Source organism: Natrinema sp. DC36, from assembly GCF_020405225.1.
GTDB lineage: Archaea > Halobacteriota > Halobacteria > Halobacteriales > Natrialbaceae > Natrinema.
On sequence record NZ_CP084472.1, the window covers coordinates 1511718 to 1529634 of the forward strand.

The 17917-nt window shown below is 64.7% G+C and carries 17 protein-coding genes; 4 read left to right on the forward strand and 13 right to left on the reverse strand.

The window, feature by feature from the left end; genetic code table 11:
* The first annotated feature begins 99 nt into the window (after positions 1-99).
* A complete protein-coding gene (locus LDH74_RS08130; protein ID WP_226042007.1) occupies positions 100-1056 on the forward strand; it encodes a hypothetical protein in 957 nt (318 codons plus the stop codon).
* A gap of 17 nt (positions 1057-1073) precedes the next feature.
* Here LDH74_RS08130 and mce read toward each other — a convergent pair whose 3' ends face one another.
* The 4 genes from mce to LDH74_RS08155 form a co-directional block, all read right to left on the reverse strand.
* The gene (mce, locus tag LDH74_RS08135; RefSeq protein ID WP_226042008.1) at positions 1074-1457 is read right to left on the reverse strand and encodes a methylmalonyl-CoA epimerase; all 384 of its coding nucleotides are present in this window, start codon (positions 1455-1457) and stop codon (positions 1074-1076) included.
* A gap of 398 nt (positions 1458-1855) precedes the next feature.
* Positions 1856-4156 (reverse strand): PQQ-dependent sugar dehydrogenase, encoded by a 2301-nt coding sequence (locus tag LDH74_RS08145; RefSeq protein WP_226042009.1) that lies wholly within the window; start codon positions 4154-4156, stop codon positions 1856-1858.
* Between the two features lie 175 nt (positions 4157-4331).
* On the reverse strand, positions 4332-6014 hold the full coding sequence (locus LDH74_RS08150; protein WP_226042010.1) for a methylmalonyl-CoA mutase family protein: 1683 nt from the start codon (positions 6012-6014) through the stop codon (positions 4332-4334).
* 88 nt (positions 6015-6102) lie between these two features.
* Positions 6103-6468 carry a hypothetical protein gene (locus LDH74_RS08155; RefSeq protein WP_226042011.1) on the reverse strand — a complete coding sequence of 122 codons (366 nt, stop codon included), beginning with the start codon at positions 6466-6468 and terminating at the stop codon, positions 6103-6105.
* A gap of 56 nt (positions 6469-6524) precedes the next feature.
* Here LDH74_RS08155 and LDH74_RS08160 point away from each other — a divergent pair, with 56 nt between their 5' ends.
* Complete coding sequence (locus tag LDH74_RS08160) at positions 6525-6764, forward strand: hypothetical protein (protein ID WP_226042012.1); 240 nt, start codon at positions 6525-6527, stop codon at positions 6762-6764.
* 23 nt (positions 6765-6787) lie between these two features.
* On the opposite strand, the gene LDH74_RS08165 is transcribed toward LDH74_RS08160, so the two are convergent.
* The gene (locus tag LDH74_RS08165) at positions 6788-7372 is read right to left on the reverse strand and encodes a GNAT family N-acetyltransferase (RefSeq protein ID WP_226042013.1); all 585 of its coding nucleotides are present in this window, start codon (positions 7370-7372) and stop codon (positions 6788-6790) included.
* Positions 7373-7461: 89 nt separating this feature from the next.
* Positions 7462-8388: a hypothetical protein gene (locus LDH74_RS08170; RefSeq protein WP_226042014.1), complete on the reverse strand. Its 927-nt coding sequence runs from the start codon at positions 8386-8388 to the stop codon at positions 7462-7464.
* 221 nt (positions 8389-8609) lie between these two features.
* Here LDH74_RS08170 and LDH74_RS08175 point away from each other — a divergent pair, with 221 nt between their 5' ends.
* Positions 8610-10277, forward strand: a complete 1668-nt coding sequence (locus tag LDH74_RS08175; RefSeq protein WP_226042015.1) for an aldehyde ferredoxin oxidoreductase C-terminal domain-containing protein — start codon at positions 8610-8612, stop codon at positions 10275-10277.
* 37 nt (positions 10278-10314) lie between these two features.
* Here LDH74_RS08175 and LDH74_RS08180 read toward each other — a convergent pair whose 3' ends face one another.
* Both LDH74_RS08180 and LDH74_RS08185 read right to left on the reverse strand, forming a co-directional pair.
* Positions 10315-10593 (reverse strand): MoaD/ThiS family protein, encoded by a 279-nt coding sequence (locus LDH74_RS08180; RefSeq protein ID WP_226042016.1) that lies wholly within the window; start codon positions 10591-10593, stop codon positions 10315-10317.
* A gap of 120 nt (positions 10594-10713) precedes the next feature.
* Positions 10714-11223, reverse strand: coding sequence for a DUF892 family protein (locus LDH74_RS08185; protein ID WP_226042017.1), 510 nt, complete (start codon positions 11221-11223; stop codon positions 10714-10716).
* A 247-nt stretch (positions 11224-11470) separates the two neighbouring features.
* Between LDH74_RS08185 and LDH74_RS08190 the strand changes: the two genes are divergently transcribed.
* A complete protein-coding gene (locus LDH74_RS08190; RefSeq protein WP_226042018.1) occupies positions 11471-13051 on the forward strand; it encodes an FAD-dependent oxidoreductase in 1581 nt (526 codons plus the stop codon).
* Between the two features lie 25 nt (positions 13052-13076).
* On the opposite strand, the gene LDH74_RS08195 is transcribed toward LDH74_RS08190, so the two are convergent.
* From LDH74_RS08195 to LDH74_RS08215, 5 genes are all read right to left on the reverse strand, one after another.
* Positions 13077-13817, reverse strand: a complete 741-nt coding sequence (locus tag LDH74_RS08195) for a hypothetical protein (protein WP_226042019.1) — start codon at positions 13815-13817, stop codon at positions 13077-13079.
* 170 nt (positions 13818-13987) lie between these two features.
* A complete protein-coding gene (locus LDH74_RS08200; RefSeq protein WP_226042020.1) occupies positions 13988-14581 on the reverse strand; it encodes a DJ-1/PfpI family protein in 594 nt (197 codons plus the stop codon).
* Between the two features lie 186 nt (positions 14582-14767).
* On the reverse strand, positions 14768-15655 hold the full coding sequence (locus tag LDH74_RS08205; protein ID WP_226042021.1) for a sugar-transfer associated ATP-grasp domain-containing protein: 888 nt from the start codon (positions 15653-15655) through the stop codon (positions 14768-14770).
* Positions 15656-15761: 106 nt separating this feature from the next.
* Positions 15762-16934 (reverse strand): molecular chaperone DnaJ, encoded by a 1173-nt coding sequence (dnaJ, locus tag LDH74_RS08210; protein WP_226042022.1) that lies wholly within the window; start codon positions 16932-16934, stop codon positions 15762-15764.
* A 241-nt stretch (positions 16935-17175) separates the two neighbouring features.
* Positions 17176-17619 (reverse strand): DUF4870 domain-containing protein, encoded by a 444-nt coding sequence (locus LDH74_RS08215; RefSeq protein ID WP_226042023.1) that lies wholly within the window; start codon positions 17617-17619, stop codon positions 17176-17178.
* Positions 17620-17917: the final 298 nt, after the last annotated feature.

The following is a 17917-nucleotide window of genomic DNA, read 5'->3' on the forward strand; positions in this document are numbered from 1 at the left end:
CGTGACATTTGCCTGTTTCGGGAGCGCTGACTGTCGCTCCAGTGAACAGGTTAGAGCGCTTGACAAAGGTGTTTATTCCATATCGTGGTGGGAACGCGTATGCGACGACGAGACCTCCTCGCCGGCACGACCGGCGCGGTCTGTGGACTGGCCGGCTGCACGGGTTCGACGATCGACCGACTCCAGTCGGACCGTCCCGGTACCGACGGTGACGAGTCCGCTACCGACTCGAGCGCCGACACCGATCGGACCGACAGCGAATCGCAATCGGACGACACGATCGAGGTCGGGGACCCCGACGAGGTGCCGTTCCTCGATGCGCACCCACCACACGAGTTCGAACTCCGAAACGAGGGCGAGGCGGCTCGGACGATCTCCGTGACGGTCAGAGCCGAGGGAACCGACGAGGGCGACGGAGACGACGCTGACGGGAGCGATCGCGACACGCTACTCGAGCGCGATCTCGATCTCGCGGCGGGCGATGCGATCACGCTCGTCCTTTTCGAACCGCGGTCGTACGTCATCACCGTCACGACGAGCAGCGACGACGGCACGAGCGAGGCGACCGTCACCGACGGGATCGACCGCAGCCCCTTCGACTGCACCCGCTCTCGAACGACTCTGACACTTAGCGATACCGGCACGCGGACGGAGTCGACCTCGACCTCGATATCCTGTCCGACGCCGGCGGTTGCAGACGCGTCCCTCGAGGTCGGCGAGCGAGAGTGTGCAGGCGGGACGGACGAGGACGGTGCGACCGTCGAGTTCGCGGACGAAACCGTGATCGTCGACGGCGATATCACGACGCCAACACCGTGTCACGGCCTCTCGCTGGCCGAGACGGAGTACGACGAGCGACGAGGTGTCCTCGCGATCACCGTCGCCGTCGGCGAGCAGGAGAGCGACACCTGTACCGACTGTCTCGGAACCGTCGATTACGAGGCTCGGATCGACCTCGAGGGGCGGTATCCGGAGCGCGTTGAAGTCCACCACGAGACCGGCGACGAGGGTCAGCGGATCACTGCGGCTGAGTACGATTATTCGACGGGCGGGTAAAACGAGAGTCGAGACGATCAGTGTTCGACGAGTTCGATCAGGATACCACCGGTGTCCTTGGGATGCAAGAACGCAACCGAGTGACCCCACGCGCCCGGCCGCGGCTCCTCGTCGATTAGCGTCACGTCGTGGTCGCGAATCGTCTCGAGGGCCCCCTCGATGTCGTCGGTCGCGAGCGCGAGATGGTGAATTCCCGCTCCGTTGTCCTCGAGATACCGCGAAATCGTTCCGTCCTCGATGGGTTCGAGCAGCTCGAAGTAGCCGTCACCGCAGTCGAGGAAGACGACGCGCATTCCGTCGAACACCTCCTCGTGGACCGCCTCGAGACCGAAGAGGTCGTCGTACAGCGCTGCGAGAGCCTGTGCGTCGTCGGTCGCGATCCCGGCGTGGTCGAAGTGCATCGGATTGTACTGCACGATGGGGCCGTGTTACTGTTATGATTTTTCGTGGTGTTCGAGTCGCACTCGAGGAGCGGGCCCACCGCCTCGCGACGGCCGACACTCCAGATGCAACTGGTCGGCCAGCCGATCCGAAAGCCCACCGTCGAGTTCGAGCGGTTTCGACGGCTCGCTGGCAGTCGTCGCCGATCATACCAGCGGTACCGAGCCCGAGCACGGGTATCTCAGCTCCCTGTGCGACGACCGTCCCGCTCGTGGAATCAGTGCTCACGGCTCACCGTTCGATACTGGCTATTCAAGCCGGACCCGGCGAATGACGAGCGACTGGACGGGTTCGTCGGATCCAAAAAAAGTCGATGGCCGCGAGTCGAGCGTCTCGTCGCTCGAGACGTTACGCGTCGTCAGTTCTCGTCAGATGTCACGTTCTCAGCGGTTTCGTTGTCGGCCGTCGCGTTCGCAGTGGTTTCGTTGCCAGCCGTTTCGTTTCCTGCCGTCTCGTTGCCAGCCGATTCCGCCATACCAGCGCCCGTTTCGGGCGGAGTCAGGGAATCTCCCTCGCCCGGTGGAACGATCTGCATGACCGCGCCCGTGTCTCCTTCGGGGACGCCAACCTGGTTCGCGAGGACGTACACGTTGCCGTTGGAGTCCTGGCCGAACTGCCGGACGAAGTAGGGGAACGAGCCGTCTTCGGTGCCTGCGACCTGAAGCTCTTCCATCTCCCAGAGTTCGTCCCGCGGGACGACTTGCTCCTGACCGGCACCGCCGGCCTCTGCCGCGCCGTCGGCGGCGGTCTCGTTGCCGGCCGTCGCGTTGCCGGCAGTCTCGTTCTCGAAGCCTTCGGACTCGAGGTCGGCCGCGCCGCCTGCCTCGCTCTCGTTCGTCGCGTTGGTCTCGTTCGTCGCGTTGGTCTCGTTCGTCGCGTTGGTCTCGTTCGTCGCGTTGGTCTCGTTCGTCGCGTTCTCGAATCCCTCGTCTTCGATACCGCCCTCGCCGGCAGTCACGTTCTCGAGGCTGGCGTTTTCCGACTGGTTCCCGCCGCCGTTACCGGCCATCTGTCCGGCTCCGCCGCTGGGTTCCGTTGCGGCGAGGAGCCGCCCCTGGGGAGACTGCCGCGCCGCGTCCGCCGTCCAGTCGCCGAAGATGTACTTGCCGTTCAGTTCCTGTACGGCGTCGGCCTCGTAGACGTGACCGCCGACGACCGCGATGCCGACGACCTCACCCTGATAGACGTGGGGGTACTCGACGATCGGGTCCTGGAACTCCTGGCCGTCGTACGGCGGCTCGTCGGGAGCCGAGTTCGGGCACTCCTCGGGCGGCTCGCCCGGCGTCTCCGGGCTGAAGCAGTGGGTGCCCTCCTTGACGTTCCAGCCGTAGTTGCCGCCCGACTCGACGATGTTGACCTCCTCGTAGAGGTCCTGTCCGAGGTCTGCGACGAACAGTCGGCCGTCGCTGTCGAACGAGATGCCGTACGGGTTCCGGAGGCCCCACGCGTAGTGTTCGGGCAGCGCCTCGTCGGAGTCGGCGAGCGGGTTGTCGTCCGGAATGCCGTAGGGCCGGTCTTCGCCCTCGCTGTCGACGTCGACGCGGAGGATGCTGCCGAGCAGGTTCTCGCCGACGTCCTGTCCGTTGCCGCCTTCGTTGTCGCTATACCAGTCCTGGACGTGTCCCAGCATGGAGTCGTTGGCACCGCCGCCGTCGCCCATCGGGACGTAGAGGTAGCCGTCGGGTCCGAACGCCATCGGTCCCGAGTTGTGGTTGTACTGGGGCTTCTGGAACTCCATAATGACCTGCTCGGACTCGGGATCGGCGGCGCTCATATCCTCGTTGGCCTGGAACTCGGAGACGACCTCGACGTGACTCCAGCCGTCGGGCGTCTCGTCGTTCGGGGGCCTACTGTAGTGGACGAATAAGCGGCCGTTTTCGGAATAGTCAGGATGGGGCTGGACGCCGAGCAATCCGCGCTCGTCGTAGTCCTGGCCCTGACTCGCGTAGTCGCCCTCGAAGGTCCCGAGTTCGACCATCCGATCACTGACGTCGAGGAACGGCTCGTCCTGCAACCCGTCGCCGGTGACGACCCACAGCTCGCCGGTCTGGTCGGTAACGAAGTACCGGCCCGCCTCGCCGGCGACCGCCATGTCCGTCGGCGCGGTCATGCCCTCCGCGATCGTCTGGACGCCGATCTCCGTCCCCTCGCGGAAGAAGCCCTGCATCTGGCCGGCGGCCTCCTGTTGACCCCCGCCACCGCCGCCGACCTCGATGTCGCCGTTCATCGACGCGCGGTGGGGCTGACAGAAGTACGTTGCCATCTCGCTCGTCGCCTCGAACTCGAGGGTCTGCGTCTCGCCCTCGGAACTCAGGATTTCGGTCGACTCGAGTTCCTCGCCCTCCTCGCTCTCGATGACGAAGTTGTGCGGCGCGCCGTCGAGGTTCTCCCACGTCACCTCGTACGTCGTTCCCTCCTGCAGTTCCAGCGTCGGGTTCGTCTCACCCGAAATCGGTTCGGGCGAAACGCCTTGCCAGCCGCTCGTTTCGCCGCCGAGTTCGATCGTTTGGGTATCGAACTGGGCGGCACCGATCCCACTCAGACCGACGACACCGCCCGCGGCCGCGGCCGCCTGCAGCACGCGACGACGGGACGCTGATGGATAGTTGTCGGACGACTCCGATACCGGGGTCGATCGCTCGTTGGGTTGGTCGCTCATAGTGCGCTCACGACAGGCGGTTGCCCGAGACGAGGATAAACAGATCCGACCGTTCCTCCGATTTCATCGCTCAATCGAACGTTGTCTTCGAATCGCCCGACGGGAAGGGCTGTAAAAGGGTATTACTCGAGCCGAATGGACGATCTTCTCCGACGCTAATCCGATGTTCAACCGCTCACATCGCGCCGCCAGGCTGGTACTCTCCGAACTCGTCGCGCATGACGTTGCAGATCTCGCCGACCGTCGCGTACGCCTTGACCGCGTCGATGATGTAAGGCATCAGATTCTGGTCGCTCCGCGCCGCGTCGCGCAGCGCCTCGAGGGTCGCGTCGACCGCTTCGTCGTCGCGCTCCGCGCGGACGTTCGAGAGACTATCGATCTGGCGCTGTTGGTCCTCGGCCGTGACCTCTTCGACGTCCATCTGGGGATCTTCGTCGACCTCGAACTCGTTGACGCCGACGATGATCCGCTCTTTGTCTTCGATCTCCTTCTGGCGGTCGAAGGCCGTATCCTGAATCTGGCGCTGAACCCACTGCTGTTCGACGGCATCGCGCATGCCACCACGGTCGTCGACCTCCTCTAAGATCTCGTAGGCCTCTTCTTCGACCTCGTCGGTCAGGGATTCGACGTAGTAACTGCCAGCGAGCGGGTCGATGGTGTCGGCCGCGCCGGACTCGTGGCCGAGGATCTGTTGGGTGCGCAGTGCCGTTCGGACGGACTCCTCGGTCGGCAGCGCGAGGGCCTCGTCCTTGCCGTTGGTGTGGAGACTCTGGGTGCCGCCGAGGACGGCCGCGAGCGCCTGATAGGCGACGCGGACGACGTTGTTCTCGATCTGCTGAGCGGTCAGCATCGAGCCGGCCGTCTGAGTGTGGAACTTGAGCTGTTTGGACTTCGGATCGTCCGCGTCGAAGCGCTCGTCGATGATGTCGTGCCACATCCGGCGGGCCGCGCGGAACTTGGCGACCTCCTCGAAGATGTTGTTGTGGCCGTTGAAGAAGAAGGAGAGCTGCGGTGCAAAGTCGTCGACGTCGAGGCCGGCCTCGATCGCCGTCTCGACGTACTCGATGCCGTCTCCCAGCGTGAAGGCGAGTTCCTGGGCGGCCGTCGAGCCGGCCTCGCGGATGTGGTAGCCCGAGATCGAGATCGTGTTGAACTTGGGCGTCTCCTCGGCACAGAAGTCGAAGATGTCCGTGATGATCCGCATCGACGGCTCGGGCGGGTAGATGTACGTGTTGCGCGCGATGTACTCCTTCAGAATATCGTTCTGGATTGTACCCCGAAGTTCCTCGCGGTCGACGCCCTGCTGGTCACCCACCGCGATGTACATCGCCAGCAGCACCGATGCCGGCGCGTTGATCGTCATCGAGGTCGAGACCTCGTCGAGCGGGATGCCGTCGAAGACGGTCTCCATGTCGTCGAGCGAGTCGATCGCGACTCCGGCCTTGCCGACCTCGCCGGCGGCCATCGCCGCGTCCGAATCGTACCCCATCTGCGTCGGCAGGTCGAAGGCCATCGACAGTCCGGTCTGGCCCTCGTCGAGCAGATAGTGATACCGCTCGTTGGTGTCCTCGGGCGTCGAGAACCCCGCGTACTGGCGCATCGTCCACAGCCGACCGCGGTAGCCGGTCGAGTAGATACCGCGCGTGTACGGCGGCTCGCCGGGATTCCCCAGATCCGCCTCGTACTCGAGGTCGTCGACGTCCGCCGGCGTGTAGAGTCGATCGACCTCCTGACCGCCCGTATCAGTGGTAAACGTTTCCCTGCGCTCGCCGAACCGCTCGAGGACGGGTTCGACTTCCGCCTCGTGCCACTCCGCTTTGCTGGCACGGATCTCCTCGAGTTCGTCGGGATCGAACATTATGGTTATCGTGGACCGGACGGGGCTTGAACTTTGATGAACGCGCCGCGTTTGCGCGTCCGTCCAGCAGACCCGCGTTCCGACCGTTTCAAACGCTATCGGTCGGATCGTGTTGCGCCGCCATCCGCGATGCTTCGTCGGCGTATCGCTCTCGAGTCGTCGAATCGTCGACGCTCCCGAGCGCATCGGACGAGACGAGTAACCCGGCTTTCGTCTCTCGAGCGGGCCCGGTAAAGCTCGTCAGTGCGCGCTCGCGGCGGTGGTACCGCCGGCCGTCCTCGGTCGCGTACACGAGGATGATGAGATTGAGTTCGTCGTCGCCGTACGTTCGCTCGACGAGCCAGACGCGGACCTCGTCGCTTTCGCCGTCGTCGCTGTCGTCACTGCCATCGCTGCCATTGCTGTCGTCGGAATCGATCCGTGCAGCAGCCGAATCTGACTGGTTCGAATTCATGACTATCACTTCGACCGTAACAACCGCTTATGTCTCGCGCCGTCGACGCCTCGGTCATGGCAACGGAACCGACGGGCGGGTCCGACGACGCGGGCGATCGTCGCCGCGCCGCCCGCTACGTCGCGCCGTTTCTCGTGCTCGGACTGGTGAATCTCGGTCTCTTGCTCCGCTGGGGGCTGGATCCGCTGTGGGCCTTTGCCGTCGTTCCTCCGATGGCGTTTCTCTCCGGGATCGGCTGGATTGCGTTCCGCCACGGCTTCCCGGAGCGATCGGCCGGAGCGGGCCCGAACCGGTGACCGCAGTGACGATGACCTCACGGTTAGCGTCCCGTATCGTACTTGTACGTCGCCGATTCGGGGTCGATGCCGAAGTCTTCCGGTAACTCCTCGTCGTCCGCGTCGTCGCGCCCCTCCGGGGCGTTCTTGAACGCGTCCCGGAGCCGGTCGGGCATTCGGAACTCGGCGACGTCGATCGAAAGCGCCACCGCATCCGGATCGACGCCGTCGCGTTTGGCCGCGAGCCGGTCCTGCAGCACGGACGGCAGGTCGGATTCGTCGATCCGCTGGAAGCCGAACTGCGCGAGATAGGCACCCTCGCCGGTCAGGGTGTAGACGGTATCGAACCCCTCGTCGCTCGCGTACTCCACGAGCCGTTCGACGACGTGGGCTCCGACGCCCTGTCCGCGCCAGTCCTCGAGGACGCCGATGCTGGTCAGTTCGCAGACGTCCTCGCTTTCGTCGGGCTTGTGGACGCGGATACGGCCGAACCCGGCTTTTTCGCCGGATTCCTCGTCGACCGCGACGACGTAATCACGCGAGCGAAACGCCGTCTCGTCGAGGCCCATCGACTCGATGTGATCCAGCAACCAGACCTCTTCCCTGTTTTTCGCGTCCCGGACGTACATGAATCGACGTAGGCGGCGTGTGGCCAAAAGCGTTTGTGAGTTGCCAGTATCACGTACGGACCGCCGTAGTACGAGACCGGTACCACCGTTTACCCGGCCGATAATGCCTCATCGAGCCGGTCTTCGATATCGTCCAGTTCCTCGCGCAGGGCCTCGCCCTCGGCGTCCTCGAGGTCGTCGATCCGGTCGGCGATCCCCTGCAGCCGCGAGTACTTCTCGTCCTCGTCGACGCCGGTCTTCTGCACGTACACGTCCTCGTCGACGTCGTAGACCTCGCTCTCCTCGAGATCGGTCACCGCGAGGACCACGTCCATCTTGTCCCGATCGATGCCGGTGACCCACTCGCGGGGGATGCCGCGCTCGTCGAGGGCGGCGAACACGGTTTCGGCGTCCTTCGGCCGGCGGCGCTCCCGCGTCGTCCGTCTCACGGTGCCGTACCGCCCGTGAAGCCGCTGATCGGGACCGAGTCGGTCGAGCAGCGGCTCGCGGGCCGACCGGCGCAGCCTGTCGGATCCGTGCTGGACGTCCGACGCGAGCACGTAGAGATCGGTCAGCGAGTCGGTGTCGAGCGCCGACGGTCCGTCGGCGTCGATCTCCTCGAGCAGCGCCGCGAGCAGCATCGCATCGTCGTGAACGCGCTCGGGCGGGTCCCGCGCGTCCGCCGCCGGGACGAGAAACGGCGTCTCCCCGCCGACGGCGTCGGGGTCGTACCCGATCGTCTCGTCGTCGGTCGCGTACGTGTCGGCCAGCGTCACGATGCTGGCGTACGGCTCGACGCCCGGCTGTAGTTGCTCGATGGCGACCGAGCCCTCGTCGAGTCGCTCGAGGAGGACGACGAACTGCTCGCGCCAGAGCGGCCGCCGCTCGCCGCTGTCGCCGAACCGGACCACGATTCGATCCTCGGCGGTCCGCTCGATTCCGAACGGCCGTTTGGAGACCGGCGTGAGCAGTTCCGCACCCGGCTCGAGGGCCTCACACTGTTTTCTGAGGGTCGTCCAGGTATCGTCGGGTTCCATACGGAGCCTACGGCGAGCGGGCGGAAAAAGCGCGACCACGAATCTGCCACCCGTCTCGACGACCGGGGGCAGAGTGTCGATCGGTCTCGAGGCGACGAGTGACGTTCCGGCTTCCGAGCAGAATCATACTCCTGTTGATCGAGTCGGCTGGCACTGCGAATCCGATAGCTGCCGTCGAACGGGGACCCAGAGCTAAGGGCCCCCGGGTGCTATTCCGCCTCATGCTCCACGCAGAAGGCCCGCTCCTCACCGTCGACGTCGGTGAGCGATCGGCAGCCGAAACGGCCATCGACGACGTGCTCGAGACGAACGTCGGCGGGCGAGCAGTCGCGACCGCGCTGGCCCACGAACGAATTCCGTTCGACGCGGATCCGTTCGGTCCCGAGAATCGCGCGTATCTCGCCACGGGACCCCTCCAGCAGTCCGGCATGTCCTTTACCGGTCGAATGAACATGACCGGGCTCTCGCCGCTGACCGACGGCCTGGTCTCGACCAACGCGGGGGGCTACCTCTCGCGGAACTTCGTCGGGACGGGAATCAGCGTCCTCGAGGTTGTCGGACAGAGCGACGAGCTATTGGCCGTTCACGTGACGGATCAGGGCGTCGAGTTCGAAGCGGTGCCGGAGCTCGAGGGGGCGACGGTGCCGGAGACCTCCGAATACGTGACCGAACACCACGACCTCGGCGCGGACAACTGCATCGCGATCGGGCCGGCCGGCGAGAATCGGGTTCGGTTCGCCTCGGTGATGACGTTCGACTCGCGAGCGTTCGGTCGCGGCGGACTGGGTGCCGTCCTGGGATCGAAGAACGTCAAATGCGTCACCTTCGAGGGCGACGCCGCGCCGACCGTCGAGATTCCGGATCCGCCCGAGATGGACGTCCACCGGGAGGCGGCGCAGTCGGACGACCTGATGCGGCGACAGGGGACGACGGGCAGCACCGAGTTCATCAACGACAACTTCGCGCTTCCAACCCGGTACTTCAGCGAGTACGAGTTCGAACACGCGGATCGGATCGGCGGCAACGCCGTCGAGGAAAAGAAGTACAAGAAGGGCGCGTGCTCGGCCTGCGCCTACGCCTGCAAGCTCCCGACGCGGGACGAGGAGACCGGCGTCGAAACCGAAGGGCCTGAGTTCGAAACCGTCTACGCGTTCGGCTCGAGCCAGGGCGTCGGCGACATCGTCGACGTGATGCGGGCGAACGAGTGCTGTGACTCCCTCGGGATGGACACCATTTCCGCCGGCGTCACCGTCGCGGCCTACCTCGCGAGCGAGGACGAGTTCGGAAACGCGGAACTCGCACGGGAGGTCACCGAGCGGATCGCGTACCGCGAGGGGATCGGAGACGCCCTCGCCGAGGGAGTCGATCGCTGTCACGACGAACTCGGCGTCGACAACTACACCGTCAAGGGAATGGAGTTCGCCGCCCACGACGGACGCGTCCTTCACGGACAGGGGCTCTCCTACGCCGTCGCGAATCGCGGCGCGGACCACATGTACGCCGGCATGTTGACCCTCGAGTACAGCGGCGAACTCGATCCGGAGGGCACCCTCGGGAAGGCCGAGCGGCTCGTCCAGGAGGAGAACGCGGCGGCGTTCCGTGATACGGGCATCGTCTGTGCGTTCGGCAGCGACTACGTCACCGACGACCGACTCGAGACGCTGTTCGACGCCGACTATGCGGACCTCATGGAAATCGGAGCCCGAACCGTTCGCCTCGAGCGTCACTTCAACAATCAGCGCGGCTTCGACCGCGCCGACGACGGGTTACCGTACGAGATTCCCGACCTCGAGGGAGCGATCGACGAGTACTACGCGGCGCGGGGCTGGACCAACGACGGAACGGTTCCGGACGTGGCGCTCGAGACGGTCGCACCGTCGGCGGACTGAAGGTGGGAGAGAGCGAGGCCGGACCGAAACCGTGCGGTCAGCCGCCGTAGACTGACGGAACCAGCCGAATCACGGAATCGTCCGTCAGTTCCGTCTCGAGGCCGTCGATGTGGACGACGTTCTTCGTGTCCCTGGTGACGACCGTGTCTCCAGCCAACCCTTCGCCGTCGTCGGCCACGAGCTCTCCCTCGAGCGGGTACGCGGCCTCGAGTTCGACCAGGAGTTCGCCGACCGTTTCGGCGTCAGTCTCGTAGAAAACCGTCTTTTCGCCGACCGCATCGCGGAAGGGGCCGAAGAAGACGCACTCGAGTTGCACACCGCGACGTTCGACGCGTTCGCTCTTGTAGCCGTGGGTTCGATGGACTCCTGTTGACAGAGCGGGGAGGCGAGCGGTAGTCGCCGGCCGGAGTTCCCCGGTGTCGCTACGTCTCGCGAGTTACGACGGGGTCAGCTGTTCCCACAGGGATTTCAAGTCCTTCGCGGTCGCCAGGGTTTCGAGTTCGCGGAATGCGGATTTCTCCTCCTCGTAGTTCGATTCGAGGGGAGTCTGGACGTCGTTGCCGAGTTCGAGTTGCTCCCCGAGCGTCGTCAGTCCCTCGTAGGCCGTCATCTCGACGCGCTCGGTCATCATTCCCGCGTTCAGGTAGACCATGTTGAGCAGTTCGTCGTCCTCGATCCGGGACTCGAGTTCCCGCCGATCCTCCTCGAGCCCCTCGAGGACGGAGGAGTTTCGCGCTTCCGCGGGTCTGTCCAGGGCCGCGAAGACCTCCTCGAGGCGCTGGACCTGCGTGCGCGTTTCCTCGCGGTGATCGGCGAAGCCCTGACTCATTCGGTCGTTGGTCGTGTGTCGGGCCATCTCGTCGAGCGCCTCGACGAGTTCCCGTTCGACGTAGTACTGTTGGGCGAGCTTGTGGACGAACAGCTCCTGGAGATCGTTCATTGTCATACGGGTGAATTACCACCAACCAGTCGCTTAGTCGTGCGCCCCGAACACGCAGGTGCGGCGCTGTCGGACGGTATCACCCTCCCGAACGCCGACGAATGCCAAATAAAGCCAAACGAGTTTCAATTTCGTCAGTCGTGGTGACAGACACGCATTACTGAGCCACAGCCGCGTCTGAACGGCCGTTTCGGGAACTCTTACCCCTGAGGCCTTTTGCCCCGACCGTGGATAGCGAGAGCCGCTGATTCCAATGTCGGACCACACCCCACCCGAATCCCCGCGCGAAGAGTCGCTGTGGCTGGCCACGACGCCGACGACCGAGTACGAACCGCTCGAGGACGGCCTCGAAGTCGACGTTGCGGTCGTCGGCGGCGGTATCACCGGTCTGACCGCCGCGATCGAACTGAAGGAGGCGGGACGATCCGTCGCGGTCGTCGAGTCCGATCGGATCGTCGAGAGCACGACCGGTCACACGACGGCCAAACTCACCTCCCAGCACGGACTGATCTACGACACGCTCGTTTCCCAGTTCGGCGAGGGGAAGGCGCGACAGTACGCCGACGCGAACGAAGCGGCGATCGACGCGGTCGAACGGCGCGTCGAAAACGAGAATATCGACTGCGACTTTCGGCGGACGGAAGCGTACACGTACGCTGCATCGCCGGACGACCGGGGGACGATCCGAGACGAGGTCTCGGCCGCTCAGCAAGTCGGTCTCCCCGCCTCCCTCGTCGACGAGACGCCGCTGCCGTTCGACACCGCCGGCGCGGTCCGTTTCGACGAGCAGGCCGAGTTCCATCCGCGGAAGTACCTGCTGGCGATCGCAGAAGCGGTCCACGGTGACGGGAGCTACGTGTTCGAGGAGACGCGCGCGCTCGAGGTCGATCCCGGCTCGCCGTGTCGCGTCGAAACCGAGCACGGCGAGGTCGTCGCCGACGACGTGGTGGTCGCGACGCACTTTCCCGTCCTCGACCGCGCCGGCTACTTCGCGCGGATGCATCCCCACCGCGCGTATCTGCTCGCCGTTCGGGTCGCGGCAACGCCCCTCGAGGGGATGTTCTACAGCACCGATTCGCCGCCGGCGACGATGCGAACGTATTCGCCGAGCGCGTCGGCCGGTAGCGGTTCCGATGGCGGCGGCTCCGACGACGGCGAACTCCTCCTGGTGGGTGGCCAGAGTCACAAGCCCGGAATCGATGGCCCGCCGACCTCCGAACGGTATCGACGCTGCGAGGCGTTCGCCCGCGAGCACTTCGACGTCGAATCGATCGAGTACCGCTGGTCGACGATGGACTACTCGACCGTGGACGACGTCCCCTTCATCGGACGGATCGATCCGCTGTCGAAGCACGTCTACGTCGGCACCGGCTTCAACGGCTGGGGGATGACCGGCGGGACCGCTGCGGGGATGATCCTCGCCGATCTGATAGTCGAGGGATCGAACCCCTGGGCCGATATCTTCGATCCCCAGCGGCTCACGCCCGGCGCGTCCGCGAAGAGCTTCCTCGAGGAGAACGCCAAAGTCGGCGGCAGTTTCGTCGGCGACCGGATCAAATCGGTGCTCGCCGCGCTCGGGGCCGACGGTGCGACCGACATTCCGCCCGGTGACGCCCGCGTCGTTCGACACGCGAGCCAGCCGGTCGGCCTCTACCGCGAGGCGGACGGAACGACCCACGCCGTGTCGGCGACCTGTCCGCATATGGGCTGTCTGGTCCGCTGGAACGACGCCGAGGAGACCTGGGACTGTCCCTGTCACGGCTCGCGGTTCACTCACGAGGGCGAAGTACTGTCGGGCCCCGCCGTCGAGGGCCTGCTGTACCGAGAGTTGTAATCAAAACTGCGAGAAGTAACCGCCTTCAGGGAAGCGACACCGCGTCGAGATCGATCCGGTTCGATTCGGGAACCGACTCGCTCGAGACGGCGGACGTTCCCCGGTCGACCGCGGCCCCGTCTTCGTCGTCCGGAAGCACGATCACGCCCCGGACGAGCAGCGGTGCGATCACGCCGGCCGCGACGGCTCGCGGATCGGACAGCGGCGCGCGAACGACGACCCGATCGTCCGCTTCGAGGCCGTTCTCCGCGACCACCTCGCGTGCGGCCTCGAGCAGCCCGTCGTGAGCGACGGTCCGCTCGCCGTCGGTCAGGACGGCGGTCTCGGGATCGATAGCTAGCGGCGGAAACGACGGGTTTTCGGTCCAGATGCCGGCGTCGAAGTGGTGGACGTCCGGCGCTTCGGGTTTCGAGCCGTAGCCGACGCGCTGTGCGCCCCGCGGGAGGTCGTACTCCTCGAGGTCCGAAACGGGTGCGACGAGGGCCCGAAAGTCGTCCGCGTCCGCGAGGTCGGTCGGCGGCTCGAAACGGGTGGTTCCCTCGAGTAGCGTCGTCCCGAAGAAAGCGAGCAGTGCGAGCGGGCCGTCACCGACGACGCCGACGGTGACATCCTCGCGAACGCCCGCGTGGCGCAGGAAGTTCCCGGCCTGCCACGAGGAGGTACACAGCCAGTGGTAGTCGTACTCCCGACCCGTCGCGTCGACGAGCCCGATCCGGTCGTCGCGGAGCTCCCGGGTAAACAGCTCGTCGACCGTCCCAGCGTTCATACTCGAGACTGGGAACCGGGGCGGAAAAAGGACGCCGACTCGCATCGCCGGCGTCGCCGTCGTGGCCCGCCATACGGCGGGGTGAGTCCATACGGACTGCTGTAAGTCATTTTCGGCGCGACCGTGATCCGACCTGCGGTCGCGACGGTAAATCGTTACAGCAGACCGTATCAGTCGTCCGCTGCCGCCGGCGCGGCGTGGTCGATGTCCGTCCCGAGACACTCGAGGAACTGCGCGAGCCACTCGGGGTGGTCCGGCCACGCCTGGCCCGTCACGAGATTGCCGTCGCGCGTGACGCCGTCTTTCCAGGTGCCCCCCGAGATCCGGACGTCCGCTTCGAGCGCCGGATAGCCGGTACAGGTGCGGCCCTCAAGGACGTCCGCGGCAGCGAGGATCTGGACGCCGTGACACAGCGCCGCGACCGGTTTGTCCGCCTCGAAGAAGTGGCGGGTTATCTCGAGCACCTCGTCGTACGTTCGGAGGTACTCGGGTGCGCGCCCGCCCGGAACGACGAGCGCGTCGTAGTCGGCGGGATCGACGGCATCGAAGTCGTAGTTTACTTCGAAGTTGTGGCCCGGCTTCTCGGTGTACGTCTGATCTCCCTCGAAATCGTGGATGGCCGTCGGACAGGTGTCGCCGGTCTCCTTTTCGGGGCAGACGGCATGGACCTCGTGGCCGACCATCTGGAGCGCCTGAAACGGGACCATGATCTCGTAGTCCTCGACGAAGTCACCGGCGAGGAGCAGTATCTGTTGTGCTGACATGGGTATCTCCGTCTAACCGTTCGGTCGCAACAGCCATAATCTATGCTGTACGATACCGTGACACTCATAGCAGTAGCCGAACCGCTCCGGCGACCGCTCGAGGATGTCTGCTTGAAGGCGTCTGCTCGAGAGCAATTACGTGATGGGTGTCCGCTGAGGAGAATTGCTCGAGCGCCGTCAGTTGCCTCAGATGACGCCGTGATCCCGGTAAAACCGTCGCGTTCGACCATCAGCGAGCAGCGGTCGGTGCACCTGAAGCGAGGCGACGCCCGGATAGCTGTTGGCCTCGATGATCTGGAACTCGCCGTCGTCGGTGACGACCAGATCCCAGCCGACGTAGGGAACGTGGGAGAGCGTCTCCGCGATCTCGAGCAAGCGGTCTCGAGTTTGCTCCCAGCCGGGAATCGCTGTCCCCTCGATACGAGCGCCGGTCTCGGGGTGACTCTCGTGCCAGTCGACGACACCGTCGTGTGGATACTCTGCACCCGCACTGAGAGCGCCGGTCTCGGGATCGATCTCTGCGCTCAGTCCACCGTTCGAGAAGTTGTCCACGGGGACGGAGTCCCCAGTCCCGATCCGGTGAATCGCGATCGGGATGAACGCTTCTCCCGCCCGCTCGTCGTACATCGTCAGGACCCGGAGCGTGTTCGCCGTGTCGGGGAACAACTCGTCCGCGTAGTCGGCCTGTTCGATGAACTCGCAGACGAGGTAGTTCTCGAGGCCAGCGAGCGTCTCGACGAGGTCGGACTCGCTCGTCAACTCGCCGTCGAACCGGTACTCGCCGTCCACTCGCTCGAGGAAGTGGACGTTGTTTCCGCCGCCGCCGCTGAACCACTTCAACACGAGCCGGTCCCCGTCCGAGAGAGCGTCGTCGAGCCAGTCGATCGGTTCCTCGGTCGGCCGCATCGTTTCCGACCCGGTCCGGTGCTCGAGTTCGATTCCACCGTCGGTCAGTGGCGTCGGGTCGGCGGCCGGATCGAACGCGTGAAAGCGCCAGAGTCGGCGACGGGCCGGGAGGTCGAACGACGACCCGGTCCGTCGTTCCGTCCGAAGTAGCTTGCGCACCTGATTCACAGATTGGTACGTTCGAGCGATGTTCATCACCGATGACTGATGGGGCGTGCCCCATATTTACCGGTGAGATAACGGTCGTGCCCGCTGTAAGGAACTGTCCCGCTCGCTAGAACGCCCGCTTGATCTTCTCGAAGAAGCCCTCCTTCACCTCGATTTCGTCGCCGCCGGCTGCCGCGAACTCCTCGAGCGCATCGCGTTGCTCCTCGTTCAGGCTCTCGGGGGTGACGACCTGTACCTTCACGAAGAGGTCGCCCTGTCCGCGACCGCGAAGCCGGGGCATGCCCTTCCCCTCGAGGCGGAACGTCTCGCCGCTCTGGGTCCCCGTCGGAATCTCGAATTCGGCTGCGCCCTCGAGCGTCGGCACTTCGACGGTGTCGCCGAAGGTGGCCTGCGGGAACGATATCGGCAGCCGGTACTGGAGGTCGTCGCCCTCGCGCTCGAACTCCTCGTGCTCGCGGATCGAGACGTCGATCAGCAGGTCCCCGTGGGGACCGCCCTCGGGGCTCGGTGCGCCCTCGCCTTCCATCCGAAGGGTCTGGCCTTCCTGAATGCCGGCCGGGACCTCGACGGTCAGCGTCGCCTCGTTTCGGACGTAGCCCTCGCCGCGACACTCCCCGCACGTCTCGGAGTACAGCGTCCCCTCTCCCTCGCAGCGGGGACAGGCCGTCGTCTGCTGGACCCGGCCCAGCGGCGTCTGCTGGACCTGGGTCACCTGACCCTGGCCCTGACACTGCGGACAGGTTTCGGCGTCCGCTTCCGGTGGATGGCCCTCGCCCTCGCAGACCTCGCACTCCTCGGGCCGCTCGACGGTGAACTGCTTTTGGGCCCCCTCGTAGGCCTCCTCGAGGTCGATCTCGAGTTCGGTTCGCAGGTCGCGACCCTTGCGGGGTCGACGGCGGCCGCGTCCACCGCCGCCACCGCCGCCGAAGACCTGCTCGAAGAGGTCGCCGAGGCCGCCACCGCCGCCCATGCCACCGCCGCCCATCCCGCCGAACGGGCCGCCGCCCATTCCCCCAGCACCGCCCGCGTCGCCGGCGTCGAAGCCGTGTTTCTCGGCCTGCTCGTAGCGGTCGTGACCCATCTGATCGTAGGCCTCGCGCTTCTCCTCGTCGGTCAACACCTGTTTGGCCTTCTGGATCTTTTTGAACTTCTCCTCGGCATCGGGGTCGTCGCTGACGTCCGGATGGTACTCGGTGGCCTTCGACCGATACGCCTGTTTGATCTCCTCGGCAGACGCGTCGGAGCTCACGCCGAGAACGTCGTAGAAGTCCTCGCTCATTCGTTGTTCACCCGATAGTCGGTTGAGACACTTGAAACGAACGTTCCGGACGTACCTTTTCCGCCTCGGGATTCCTCACTTCGTTCGGAACCACTCGGCGCAAAAATCTACGCCAAAAAGGCCGCTCGCTCCCGGTGGTCGCTCGCGGGTGCAGTGCTTCGCCTTCACCGCAGCGGTAACTCAAAAGCTGCGAAAGGGGAAAATCGCCACGTGCTGGAACCGACTGCGGCGGATCCGGTGACTACCGATTACGACCGACGATATCGATTGCACCGGGGTAGGACCACACCGATCCGGAGACCGCTTTCAGGGTCGCGACGATGGCATACGCGAACGTGAGAAGCACCGCAATGGTCGTCACGAGCAGCAGTAGTATACCGACGACCATGAACACCGGCTCAAGCGGTGAGGGAAGCAACGACGGATCGATCGATTCTCCGCCGATGGTAGCCTCGTCGGCACCGAGGAGGGCTATCGGGAACGCGATGGCCGCCAGCACGACGACGGTGACGTGCCAATTGAACGCGTGGCGAGCGTTCTCTCGGGTGAACTCGTCGTCCGAGACGGCGTACATGACCGCGGGACCGACGAACGCGGTGAAAAGTGCCAGCGGGTGAACGAGGATGCCACCGAGGGATCGTTCGTCAATCGGTTCTGAGTCGGATGTAGTGGATGGAGTGTTCATGACGTGTAGAGAGCGGGGTATCAACTTGTGTCTCAGTTTGGGTGGGCCGTCACGTAGGGGGCTCTAGTCGGGCTTTTCGCGATATAGAGCGAAACTAGGGCATAATAATACCTTGTCGGACATGATACTTAAAATTACTTGTTATTGTATATACTAATATAAATATAACTATTATAAATACCTCAATAGTATTAAATTATATATCAATTGTTTTATTTCTCCTGATCTTGTGGTACGGTCGAACCCCATCGGTTTTTGTAATCTGGATCACCCACGCAATTTCTCGTGATGCGTGTAT